This window comes from Blastomonas sp. 34TW (genome assembly GCF_059803595.1).
Map to the genome: position 1 here is coordinate 261362 of NZ_JAPFGW010000002.1, position 12483 is coordinate 273844.

Genomic DNA, 12483 nt, shown 5'->3' on the forward strand with positions numbered 1-12483 from the left:
TCATGGCGGTTGCAACACTCGTCTAGCGCTCGCGCGTCGCGCTGAAGGTCAGCTCGGGATTCTTTTCCTGCTGATAGCCGACATCCCAGGCGGAGCGCGCCATGAACACCGGATTGCCGTCGCGGTCCTTGGCGAGGTTGTTCATCGAGATGCGCTTGAACGCTTCCAGCGCGTCTGCCGGACCGCTCAGCCAGCGCGCGGTATCGAACGGGGCCATTTCGAGCACCGCCTCGACCTTGTATTCGGCCTCGAGCCGGCTGATCAGCACTTCGAGCTGCAGCTGGCCGACCACGCCGACCACCCACTGGCTGCCGATTTCGGGATAGAAGACCTGGATCACGCCCTCTTCGGACAGGTCGTCGAGCGCCTTGCGCAGCTGCTTGGTCTTGGTCGGGTCCTTGAGCTGCACGCGGCGCAGGATTTCCGGCGCAAAATTGGGCAGGCCGGTAAAGCGTACGTCGTTCTTTTCGGAGAGCGTATCGCCGACGCGCAGCGTGCCGTGATTGGGGATTCCGATAATGTCGCCGGGCAGCGCCTCGTCGGCCAGTTCGCGGTCCTGCGCGAAGAACAGGATCGGCGAATGCACCGCGATCGGCTTGCCATGGCCCGAGGGCACCAGCTTCATCCCGCGTTTGAACGTGCCCGAGACCAGCCGCATGAAGGCGATGCGGTCGCGGTGCTGCGGGTCCATGTTGGCCTGCACCTTGAAGATGAACCCGGTCACGTCCTTGCGCGTCGGATCGACCGCGTCCGGCTCGGCGGGCTGGCTGCGCGGCGGCGGGGCGTGCGTCGCGATGGCGTCGATCAGCTCCTCGATGCCGAAGCGCTTCAAGGCGGAGCCGAAATAGACCGGGGTCAGGTCGCCATGGCGATAGGCCTCAAGGTCGAAGCTCGCATAGCCGCCTTGGGCAAGCTCGGCCTCCTCATGCAGCCGCTCCAGCGCCTGGGCGGACAGCGCTTCTGCCAGCTTGGGATCATCGAGCCCGCTGACGGCAAGCGCGGTGTCGTCATATTCGCGGCTGGGTCCGCTCGGCTGCATCAGCGTGTTGCGGGCAAAGTCGTAAATCCCCTCGAACTGGCCACCCATGCCGACCGGCCAGCTCATCGGGCACACGTCGAGCGCCAGCGCATCGGCGACCTCGTCGAGCAGTTCGAACGGATCGCGGCCCTCGCGGTCGACCTTGTTGACAAAGGTGATGATCGGCACCGAGCGCAACCGGCAGACCTCGAACAGCTTGCGCGTCTGCGGCTCGATGCCCTTGGCGGCGTCGATCACCATGATCGCGGAATCGACCGCGGTCAGCGTGCGATAGGTGTCTTCGGAGAAATCCTCGTGCCCCGGCGTGTCGAGCAGGTTGAAGGTGATGCCCTGCCGCTCGAAGGTCATCACCGAGGATGTGACCGAGATGCCGCGCTGCTGCTCGATCTTCATCCAGTCCGACCGCGCTCGCCGCGCCGCGCCGCGCGCCTTGACCTCACCCGCCAGATGGATCGCGCCGCCGGTGAGCAGCAGCTTTTCGGTGAGCGTGGTTTTCCCTGCGTCAGGGTGCGAGATGATGGCGAAGGTGCGGCGGTTGAGGGCGGTCATATCGGGGCTTTGCTATTCTGTCGCTTGCCTGCGAAGGCAGGCATCCATTTCCAGCCTTGGTGCCTGGCGGATCGGTCGGGTGATGGACCCCTGCCTCAAGCAGGGGACCGGAAAACGGCTAGCTCTCTAGCAGCGTCACATCCATCCGCAAACGCTGCTGTGCGCCTGGTGCCAGCGTCATCACGCCGGGCTTGTCGGCAAAATCGCCGGTGAAGCCCAGCGGGTCGGCGATCCCGGCCCAGGGTTCGATGCAGAGGAAGCGCGCGCCGGGCTTCTGCCAGATGCCGAGCATCGGCGTATCGGGAAAGTCGATGCAGAGGCGCGGCTGGCCGGGCACGCCATAAGTGAGCGAGCGGCTGGAAAGTTTATCCCAGATCAGCGCGTCGGCCTCGAAATCGGCGGGCTTGGGCGCGTAGGTCTTGCCCTGGACCGGGCTGGGCCTCGGATCGGGCGCGACGAGGCCGGTGGCAGGGTCGAGCCGCCGGATCTGGGCAGGTTCGCCGCATTCGAAAACGATCCGGTGATCCTCCGCCGCGCCGCCATAGGGCAGCGGCCAGGCGAACGCCGGGTGATAGCCGAAGCTGAACGGCATTGGGGTGTCGCCCATGTTGCTGACGGTGGCAGTCATGGCGAGCGTCGCGCCTGTCAGCGCGAAACTCATGTCGAGCCGGAATTCGAACGGATACACCGCGCGACTTTCCTTGCTCGCCTCGAGCCGGAACAGCGCGCGGTCAGCCTCTGCCTCTACCAGCGCAAATTCCGACCGCCGGGCAAATCCGTGCCGTGGCATCGCATAAGTCCGCCCGTTCAGCCGATACTGGTCGCCTGCCAGCGCGCCGACGATCGGGAACAGCAACGGCGCGTGGCCCGACCAGAAGGCCGGGTCGGCATCGGTCATCAGCTCGCGGCCTTCTGGGTCCCTGAGCGACCACAGCTCCGCCCCCAGCGGGTGGATGCTGGCGGTCAGCGCATCGGATCGCAGCGTGACCAGGTCAGCCACGCAGCTCCGCCCCAAGCTTGGCCGCCGCCTTGACCACCGCATCGGCAATGGCTTTCAGCTCATCATCGCCGAAGCTCTTGTCCACCGGCTGCAGCGTTACCTCGATGGCGAGCGAGAGCTTGCCCTCGGGCACGCCCTGGCCTGCAAAGCTGTCGAACACGCGCGCATCGGTGATATTCTTCTTGTCGGCGCCCTTGACCGCGCGGACGAGGTCACCGGCGGGCAGCTTCGCATCGACCAGGAAAGCGAAGTCGCGCGTCACCGCCTGCAAGGCCGGCGGCGCATAGGCTTCGCGCATCGCCGATCCGCGAGCCTTGAGCGGGATGGCATCGAGGAACAGCTCGGCCACCATCACCGCCCCGTGCACCGGCTTGAAGCCGAATGCGCGCGCGGTCGAGGGGTGCAAGGTGCCGTACGCGGCGAGCACGTTCTTCGGACCCAGTCGCAGCGTCGCCGCCTGGCCCGGGTGATAGTGATCGCCAGGGCCTGCCGCATCGGGCGCGAAGTCCATCAGCTTGGCCGCCGGGGCTCCTGCGGCATCGAGCAATGCCAGCACCTCGGCCTTCACGTCATGCGCGGTGAAGGCCTGCGCCTTGCCGCTGCGCCAGTCGCGCGGGGTCTTGTCGCCCGCCAGCACGATGCCCAGCGTGGTGCGCTCCAGGCTGGTGCCGTCCTCCGCCTTGAAATAGCGCCGACCGACTTCGAACAGCCGCACCGAGCCCGCGCCGCGATCGAGGTTGCGCTTGGCCGCCGAGAGCAGGCCGGGCAGCAGCGAGGGCCGCATCACTTTCAGATCTTCGCTGATCGGATTGGCCAGCACCCAGTCGCCGCCGCCAAAGGGTGCGGCTTCCTTGTCCGAAATGAACGACCAGTTGACCGCCTCATTGAGGCCGCGCGCGGCGGCGAGACGGCGCACGCGCCGCTCCTGCAGCTGCGCCGGGCTGGCGGTCGGCTTGGCGACGCCGGGCAGGCGCGGCAGCGGGGTCGAGGGGATCGCATCGATGCCGGTGATGCGCACCACTTCCTCGACGATATCCGCTTTCCCTGCGACATCGCGCCGCCAGGTCGGGACGGTGATCGCCCAGGGGGTGGCGCTGCTGTCGACGCCGAAGCCGAGGCGTTCGAGGATCGCCTGCTGCTCGCTTGCCGCGACATCGATGCCGCCCAAAGCCGCGCAATAGGCGGGGTCGTAAGCGACCGTGCGCGGCTCGACCGGCGCGCTGCCCGATCGGGTCACCGGGCTTGCGGTGCCGCCGCATTGCTCGAGCACCAGCCGCGTCGCGATGGCGAGGCCGGTTTCGAGGAACGCCGGATCGACGCCGCGCTCGAAGCGCTGGCGCGCATCGCTCGTCAGCATCAGCTTCTGGCCGGTGCGCGCAATATGCTCGGGGTCGAAATAGGCGCACTCGATCAGCACGTCGGTGGTGTCGTCGGAAACCCCCGAATCCTCGCCGCCCATGATGCCGCCGATATCATGCACCTGCTTGGCGTCGGCGATCACGGTCATGCTGGCGTCGAGCTTGTAGGTCTTGCCGTTGAGCGCGAGCACCTCTTCGCCGTCTGCCGCCTTGCGCGCCACCAGCCCGCCCGAGAGCCTGGCCCGGTCATAGACGTGCAAGGGACGGCCGAGGTCGATCGAGACGAAATTGGTGATGTCGACCAGCACCGAAATCGGCTTCTGCCCGATCGCCTTCAGCCGGTCTGCCATCCATTTGGGCGCGGGACCGTTCTTGAGGCCCGAAACGTTCTGCGCGAAAAAGGCCGGGCAACCGGCACTATCGTCGGTGCGGACATCGGGTGCCTCGCCCGAGCCCTCGACCGGATCGACGCCCGAGCGATAGACTTCGGCCAAGGGCTTCAGCGTGCCGATGCCCGATGCGGCGAGATCGCGCGCGATGCCGCGCACGCCCATGCAGTCCTGCTTGTTGGGCGTCACCGAGACCTCGATGACGGGATCGTCGAGCCCGGCATAATCGGCAAAGCTCGTGCCGACCGGTGCGTCCTCGGGCAATTCGATGATGCCGTCATGGTCCTCGCCGAGCTCGAGCTCGCGATACGAGCACATCATGCCGAAGCTCTCGACATCGCGGATCTTCGCAGGCTTGAGCGTGAAGGCGGGGCCGGGGACATAGGTTCCCGGCGGGCCGAACACTCCGACCAGCCCGGTCCTTGCATTGGGCGCGCCGCACACGACCTGCCAGGGGGTGCCCGAGCCGTCGTCGACCTTGAGCAGCCGCAGCTTGTCGGCATTAGGATGCGGGCCGGCCTCGAGCACCTTGGCGACGCGGAACGGGCGCAGCGCATCGGCGGGGTTTTCCACCCCTTCGAGCTCCAGCCCGATCGCAGTCAGCCGATCGGTGATTTCGGTCAGCGAAGCATCGGTATCGAGATGCGCTTTCAGCCAGGAGAGGGTGAATTTCATGCGCCAACTCCTCCGCTCAAGGTGGGTACATCGAGCGACGAGAAGCCGTAATGCTTCAGCCACCTGAGATCACCGTCGAAGAATGCGCGCAGGTCGTCCATGCCGTATTTCAGCATCGCCAGCCGGTCGATGCCGCAGCCAAAGGCAAAGCCCTGCCATTCGTCGGGGTCCAGCCCGCAATGCTCGATCACCTTCGGGTTGACCATGCCGCTGCCCAGAATTTCCATCCAGCCGCCATTCGGCCCCGTCGGATCGCCGCCGATCACGCGCTTGCCTTTTTCCACCGTGAAGCCGACATCGACCTCGGCCGAGGGCTCGGTGAACGGGAAATAGCTCGGCCGCAGGCGCAGTACGATGTCATCGCGCTCGAAAAACGCGCGAACAAAGGTCTCAAGCGTCCATTTGAGGTGCGCCATGGTGATGCCCTTGTCGATGACAAGGCCTTCGACCTGGTGGAACATCGGCGTGTGCGTCGCGTCCGAATCGCTGCGATAGGTGCGGCCCGGCGCAATGATGCGGATCGGCGGCTTCTGCCCCATCATCGTGCGGATCTGCACCGGCGAGGTGTGGGTGCGCAGCAGCATGGGCTCGCCATCGGGGCCGGTATCGGGGAAATAAAAGGTGTCGTGCATCGCACGCGCCGGATGCGTCTCGGGCATGTTCAATGCGGTGAAATTGTACCAGCCCGATTCGATCTCGGGCCCGGTCGCCACGGCAAATCCCAGATCGGCGAAAATCTCGGCCAGTTCGTCCATCACCTGTGCGACCGGGTGGACCGAGCCTTGCGGGCTGGGCGCGACCGGCAGCGTCAGGTCGATCGCCTCGGCGGCGAGCCGCTCGTTGAGCGCTGCGCCTTCCAGCGCGTCCTTGCGCGCGGCGATGGCGGCCGTGACCGCCTCGCGCGCGCCGTTGATGCGCGGGCCCTGTTCCTGGCGCTCCTCGGGGCTCATCGCGCCCAGCGTCTTGAGCAGCCCGGTGATCGCGCCCTGCTTGCCCAGCGCAGCGATGCGTATGTCTTCCAGCGCGGCAAGATCGGCATCGGCGATGCGCGCCAGATAATCCTGCTGCAATTGTTCAATGTCGGCCACGGCCTGGTCTTCCACATATGCGAGAAAAATGTCCGCGAGCCGCTGTCATGCCCCGCTGCACAAATCAAGCCCCGCCGCATTTCCATAGCCTTTTCATGCGTGCGCCTGCAGTGCTATCCTGCACCAAGACCGGACACAGAACCGGCGCCATAGGGGACGATGGCCGATGAACCTGATGCTGCTTTTCGCTTCGCTCGCCGCCATCCTGGCGGTCGCAGGCCTGGTCTGGCTGCTGCAACTGGGCGAGAACCGGATCGGCGATGCCGCCGATGCCGCGCGCATCGCCGAGGAGCAGATCGCGGGTTTCGAATCGGGGCCGGTCCTGATGTCGAACGATGGCGAGGCCGCGCTCGTCGAGGGGACCGATGGCCGCGTTGTCATCCTCAAGCGCCATGGCGCGCATTGCGCCGGACGCGTGCTGCCCAGGCCGCTGCGCGCGCACCGTTGCAGCGAGGGCTGGAAGGTCGAGACCGGCGATCCGCGCTTCGGACATGTTTCACTCGCACTGTCAAAACAGGATGCTGACAGGCTGCTGACAATGATGTAAGCAAGCTTTTGCCATGCCGAACCTGCCCAACCCGACCGAGCTCGCCATCCCGGCTTTCGTGCTGTTGATGCTGGTCGAGATCTGGTGGGTGCGCCGCCGCGACCGCAGGGCCTATGAGCCGCGCGATACGCTGACCTCGCTGGCGCTTGGCCTTGGCTCCACCGTTGCCGGCGCGCTGACCGGGGGGCTCGCGCTCGCCATCGCCTTCTGGGTGTACCAGTACCGCCTGTTCGACATTGGTTTCGTCTGGTGGGCCTGGCCGATCGCGTTCGTGGCCGACGATTTCGCCTATTATTGGGTGCACCGGCTCGGTCACCGTGTCCGCTGGATGTGGGCGGCGCATGTCATCCACCATTCCAGCCAGCATTATAACCTCTCGACCGCGCTCCGGCAGACCTGGACCGGCTTCTTCACCCCCGGCCTGCTGGTCAGCCTGCCGCTGTTCTGGCTGGGCTTTCACCCGCTGATGATCGCCTTTTGCGGCGGCATCAACCTCATCTACCAGTTCTGGATCCACACCGAGGCGGTGAAGCGCATGCCGCGCTGGTTCGAGGCGGTGATGAACACGCCTTCGCACCACCGCGTCCATCACGCGATAAATCCGCGCTATCTCGATTCGAATTATGCCGGCGTGTTCATCGTCTGGGACAAGATGTTCGGCACCTTCGTGCCCGAGCGCGACGACGAACCGATCCGCTATGGCATCGTCAAGCAGCTGGGCAGCTTCAATCTGCTCTGGGCAGCGTTCCACGAATGGGTCGGCATCGCGCGCGACATGTGGTCCGCGCCGGGGCTGGGCAACAAATTGGCCTATCTGCTCCGCCCGCCCGGTTGGAGCCATGACAACAGCCGCGAGACCAGCGACAGCATCAAGGCCGCCTGGGCTGCGCGGCAAGGCCGGCCGGTACCGTCGCGAATGGTCGGCGATGCCACTCTAGAGCCGGCGGAATAAGCGGATGGCACGCGGGGCCGACGGGTCGGATATCACCCTTTTCGAAGGGGCGAGCGTCAGAGGCCAGCAGGCCATGCTCGCCGAGCTTTGTGCCCGGATTTTCGACAGTTTCGATCCCGACTATCTCGCGCGCCGTCTGCCGCTGCTGGCCGATCCCGTGCTGCACGTCGCGCATGGGGACGGGCACGCGCGGCTGGGCTTCAAGCTCGGCTATCGGCGCGGGCCCAGCCTGCTCTATTCCTGGCTTGGCGGCGTCGTTCCCGAAGCGCGTGGCCTGGGCATTGCCGCGCGGCTGATGCAGGCGCAGCACGATTGGGCGGCTGCGCAGGGCTATGACTTCGTTGAAACGCGCACCCGCGCCAGCAACAACCGCATGATCATCGTCAACCTTAAGGCAGGGTTCCACATTGCCGGGGTCGAGAGCGACGAGGCAGGTCATCTGGTGGTCATCCAGCGGAGGCGATTGAATAGCCTGCCGTGATCGGCACCAGGAACGAAAATGGGAGAGAGCATGAGCGAATATGATATCATCGTGATCGGCGGCGGGTCCGCAGGCTGTGCGGTCGCCGGGCGACTCAGCGAAGACCCCTCGCTGTCGGTCTGCCTGATCGAGGCGGGCGGGCGCAACAACGGCGTGCGCGTCAAGACCCCGGGCTTCATGCCTTTCCTGCCGAAGAACACCAACTGGCAGTTCGAGACGGTGCCGCAGCCGGGGCTCAACGGTCGCACCGGCTATCAGCCGCGCGGCAAGGGGCTGGGCGGCTCTTCGGCGATCAACGCGATGGTCTATATTCGCGGCAACCACTGGGATTACGACAACTGGGAGGCGCTGGGCGCGACCGGGTGGAGCCACAAGGATGTGCTGCCCTGGTTCCGCAAGTCCGAGGGCAATGCGCGCTACGGCTCGTCGCACGAATTCGATGCGCATCATGGCGGCGATGGTCCGCTTTCGGTGGTCGACCAGAAATGGGCCAATCCCGGCAGCCACGCCTTTGTCGAGGCGGCGCGGCGGCTGCAGCTGCCGCTGAACGACGATTTCAACGGCGCGAAGCAGGACGGATTCGGCATCTACCAGACCACGCAGAAGAACGGCGAACGCTGGAGCGCGGCGCGCGCTTATGTCGAGCCGGCGGCGGACCGCGCCAATCTGGACGTGCGCACGCACGCGCTGGTGCGGCGGATCATCGTCGAGAACGGCCGGGCGAAGGGCGTCGAGTTCGAGCGCGCAGGAAAAGTGGTGAAGGTGTTTGCCCGCGCTGCGGTGGTGCTTTCAGCGGGCGCGTTCGGATCGCCGCAGATATTGCAGCTTTCGGGGATAGGCCCGGGCGGCATGCTCAAGGAACACGGCATTCCGGTGCTCGTCGATTCCGCCGAGGTCGGCGCGAACCTGCAGGATCATATCGACTATGTCTCGGGCTTCGCGACCAAATCGACCGACAGTTTCGGCAGTTCGCTCACCGGCGTCACCCGCATGGCGCGCGCGGTGCTCGAGCATCGCCGCAAGCGCACCGGCATCCTCACCACCTGCTGGGCCGAAGCGGGCGGTTTCTGGAAGATGATGCCCGATGCCCCCGCGCCCGACGTGCAGTTCCATTTCGTACCCGCCGTGCTCGAGGATCATGGCCGCGAGAATGTGAAGGGCCATGGCTTCTCGTGCCATGCCTGCGTGCTGCGCCCCGAAAGCAAGGGCACGGTGATGCTGAACAGCGCCGATCCCGCCGCGCCGCCGCGGATCGACCCCAATTTCCTCAGCGACGAACGCGACATGGCGGTGCTGCGCGCAGGCGTGCGCTTCATGCACCGCATCTTCGAGACGCAGCCGATGTCGGATTACGATCCGGTCGATCGCCATCCGGTCGATCTGTACAACGACGCCGCGCTCGACGAGCTGATCCGCAACCGCGCCGACACCGTCTATCACCCGGTCGGCACCTGCCGCATGGGGTCGGACGAGGGCAGCGTGGTCGATCCGCGCCTGCGGCTGCGCGGGGTCGAGGGGCTCTATGTCGCCGATGCCAGCATCATGCCCAAGATCGTCAGCGGCAACACCAATGCGCCGAGCATCATGATCGGCGAACGCTGCGCGGCGTTCGTCGCCGAGGATGTGAAGGCCAAGCTGCTGGTGGCGGCGTAAGCTACCTCAAAATCCTCCCCCAGCTCGCTGGGGGAGGATTTCCGGCGAAGCCTGGGGAAAACTCGCGCTTCCGTGCCGCTCGCGGCTCGGGTAACGGAAAGCGGATGAGCGCCCCGTCCGACAACGCCCCCACGCCGATGATGGCGCAATATCATGCGCTCAAGGCCGAGGCGCCCGATTGCCTGCTCTTCTACCGAATGGGCGATTTTTTCGAGCTGTTCTTTGACGATGCCAAGGCGGCAGCGGCCGTGCTCGATATCGCGCTCACCTCGCGCGGGGCGCATGGCGGTGATCCGGTGCCGATGTGCGGCGTGCCGGTGCACAGCGCCGAAGGTTATCTCGCGCGGCTGATCAAGGCAGGGCACCGCGTCGCGATTGCCGAACAGACCGAGACGCCTGCCGAAGCCAAGGCGCGCGCGGGCTCCAAGGCTTTGGTCCAGCGCGCGATCGTCCGCTTCGTCACCGCAGGCACGCTGACCGAAGAGGCATTGCTCGATTCGCGCAGCGAAAACCGGCTCGTCGCGCTCGCCAGCGCGGAAGGCGGCTTTGGCCTGGCGATGTGCGACATCTCGACCGGGCGGTTCGAGCTGATGCAGGCAAGCGCGAATGACCTGTCCGCAGAGATAGCGCGACTTGCTCCGAGCGAGCTGGTCCAGTCCGACCGCGCCGACCCGTTCGCCGAAACCGCGATCCTGCGGCCGGGCCATGATTTCAGCAGCCTCGAGGGCGAACGGCGGCTCAAGGCGCATTTCGGCGTCGCGACGCTCGACGGGTTCGGCAGTTTCAGCCGTGCCGAACTGGCAGCGGCGGGCGGCCTGCTCGCCTATCTCGAACATGTTTCGCGTGGGACTATGCCGTTCCTCGCGCCGCCGCGTCGGCACGAGGTGGCGCAGCATATGGCGGTCGATGCCGCCACCCGCGAAAGCCTCGAGATTCTCGCAAGCCAGCAGGGCGGGCGGGTCGGCTCGCTCGTTCATGCGATCGACCGCACGGTGACCGGCGCGGGCGCGCGGCTGCTCGCCAGCGACCTCGGCGCGCCGTTGACCGACCTGTCCGCGATCCGCGACCGGCTGGCGCTGGTGCAATGGTTCCATGCCGATCCGCTGCTGCGCGACAGCGTGCGCGAGGCGTTGAAGGCGATCCCCGATCTGGCCCGCGCGCTCGGGCGCGTCGTCGCCGGGCGCGGTTCTCCGCGCGATCTCGGCCAGTTGCGCGATGGCCTCAGCGCCGCGCGGAGCTTGCGCGAACGCCTCGGCAAGGCCGCCGGCCTGCCCGACCTGATGCAGCGCCTGCTGCCCGACATGCAGGGCCATGGCGCGCTGGTCGAGCATCTGACGCGCGCGCTGGTCGAAAGCCCGCCGACCGAGCGCCAACAGGGCGGCTATATCGCGCGTGGCTATGATGCCGCGCTCGATGCGCTGCGCGATACCTCGGGCAATGCGCGGCGCGCGATCGCCGCGCTGGAGGCGGAGTACAAGGCGCAGACAGGGGTGCAGGCGCTCAAGATCCGGCACAATGCGGTGCTCGGCTATTTCATCGAGGTGCCCGCCGCGCGCGCCGATGCGCTGATGAAGGCGGACAGCGGCTTTGCCCATCGTCAGACCATGGCAGGTGCGGTGCGCTTCAACTCGCCCGCGCTGCATGACGAGGCGATGCGCATCGCGCAGGCGGGAACGCACGCCCAAGCGGCGGAAGAGGCGCATTTCGAGGGGTTGTGCGAGGAGGTGATCGCCGCGCGCGACGGCATCGCGCGCACCGCCGCCGCGATCGCGCGGATCGATGTCGCCTGCGGTCATGCCCAGATGGCAGCCGAGGGCGATTATTGCTGCCCGGAACTTACGCAAGCGCCAGAAATTGCCATCGAAGGCGGTCGGCATCCGGTGGTCGAAGCCGCGCTGCGCAAGGCGGGCCAGGCGTTCGTCGCCAATGATGCGACCCTGTCCGAACGCGACCGGCTGTGGCTGGTTTCGGGTCCGAACATGGGCGGCAAGTCGACCTTCCTGCGCCAGACTGCGCTCATCGTGCTGCTCGCTCAGGCTGGCGCGTTCGTGCCCGCCCGGTCGGCGCGGATCGGTATTGTCGACCGGCTGTTCAGCCGTGTCGGCGCATCGGACAATCTCGCACGCGGCCGCTCGACCTTCATGGTCGAAATGGTCGAGACCGCTGCGATCCTCTCCCAGGCCACCGAGCGCTCGTTCGTCATCCTCGACGAGGTCGGACGCGGCACCTCGACCTATGATGGGCTGGCGCTCGCCTGGGCGATTGCCGAGGCGGTGCACGATACCAATAGATGCCGCTGCCTGTTCGCCACGCACTATCACGAGCTCACCCCGCTCGCCGGGCGGCTCGATGCGCTGTCGCTGCACCATGTCCGCGCGCGCGAGTGGAAGGGCGATCTGGTGCTGCTGCACGAACTCGCCGACGGACCGGCGGATCGCAGCTACGGCCTCGCGGTCGCCAAGCTGGCGGGCGTGCCCCCGGTGGTGGTCGCGCGCGCGAAATCGGTGCTCGCCAAGCTCGAAGCGGGGAGAGAGGCGACCGGAGGCCTCGCTGCGGGGCTCGACGATCTGCCGCTGTTCGCCGCCGCTGCGGCCAGGGAACCCGAGGCAAAGGACGAACTGCGCGAGACGCTCCAGGCGCTCGATGTCGATAACCTGAGCCCGCGCGATGCGCTCGACGCGCTCTATCGCTTGAAGGCGATGCTCGGCGACGGATCGCATTAGGCGTTCATTCGCAGCGAAAATCCGGTTAT

At 66.5% G+C, this 12483-nt stretch carries 9 protein-coding genes; 5 read left to right on the forward strand and 4 right to left on the reverse strand.

The window, feature by feature from the left end; translation table 11 throughout:
* Positions 1-22: 22 nt before the first annotated feature.
* The 4 genes from OPU69_RS04390 to pheS all read right to left on the reverse strand — a co-directional run bounded on the left by OPU69_RS04390 (position 23) and on the right by pheS (position 6098).
* Positions 23-1588 (reverse strand): peptide chain release factor 3, encoded by a 1566-nt coding sequence (locus OPU69_RS04390; protein WP_060980328.1) that lies wholly within the window; start codon positions 1586-1588, stop codon positions 23-25.
* A gap of 118 nt (positions 1589-1706) precedes the next feature.
* Positions 1707-2588: an aldose 1-epimerase family protein gene (locus OPU69_RS04395; RefSeq protein WP_498509471.1), complete on the reverse strand. Its 882-nt coding sequence runs from the start codon at positions 2586-2588 to the stop codon at positions 1707-1709.
* Positions 2581-5010 (reverse strand): phenylalanine--tRNA ligase subunit beta, encoded by a 2430-nt coding sequence (pheT, locus tag OPU69_RS04400; protein ID WP_498509472.1) that lies wholly within the window; start codon positions 5008-5010, stop codon positions 2581-2583. The genes OPU69_RS04395 and pheT overlap by 8 nt, the downstream gene beginning before the upstream one ends.
* Complete coding sequence (pheS, locus tag OPU69_RS04405) at positions 5007-6098, reverse strand: phenylalanine--tRNA ligase subunit alpha (RefSeq protein ID WP_060980335.1); 1092 nt, start codon at positions 6096-6098, stop codon at positions 5007-5009. The genes pheT and pheS overlap by 4 nt, the downstream gene beginning before the upstream one ends.
* Positions 6099-6264: 166 nt before the next feature.
* On the opposite strand from pheS, the gene OPU69_RS04410 reads away from it, so the two are divergent.
* From OPU69_RS04410 to mutS, 5 genes are all read left to right on the forward strand, one after another.
* Positions 6265-6645 (forward strand): hypothetical protein, encoded by a 381-nt coding sequence (locus tag OPU69_RS04410; protein ID WP_060980331.1) that lies wholly within the window; start codon positions 6265-6267, stop codon positions 6643-6645.
* A gap of 13 nt (positions 6646-6658) precedes the next feature.
* Complete coding sequence (locus OPU69_RS04415; protein ID WP_498509473.1) at positions 6659-7597, forward strand: sterol desaturase family protein; 939 nt, start codon at positions 6659-6661, stop codon at positions 7595-7597.
* Positions 7598-7601: 4 nt separating this feature from the next.
* Positions 7602-8078, forward strand: coding sequence for a GNAT family N-acetyltransferase (locus OPU69_RS04420; RefSeq protein WP_498509474.1), 477 nt, complete (start codon positions 7602-7604; stop codon positions 8076-8078).
* A gap of 30 nt (positions 8079-8108) precedes the next feature.
* Positions 8109-9731, forward strand: coding sequence for a GMC family oxidoreductase (locus OPU69_RS04425; RefSeq protein WP_498509475.1), 1623 nt, complete (start codon positions 8109-8111; stop codon positions 9729-9731).
* A 104-nt stretch (positions 9732-9835) separates the two neighbouring features.
* Positions 9836-12454 carry a DNA mismatch repair protein MutS gene (gene mutS, locus OPU69_RS04430; RefSeq protein ID WP_498509476.1) on the forward strand — a complete coding sequence of 873 codons (2619 nt, stop codon included), beginning with the start codon at positions 9836-9838 and terminating at the stop codon, positions 12452-12454.
* The last annotated feature ends 29 nt before the right edge of the window (positions 12455-12483 follow it).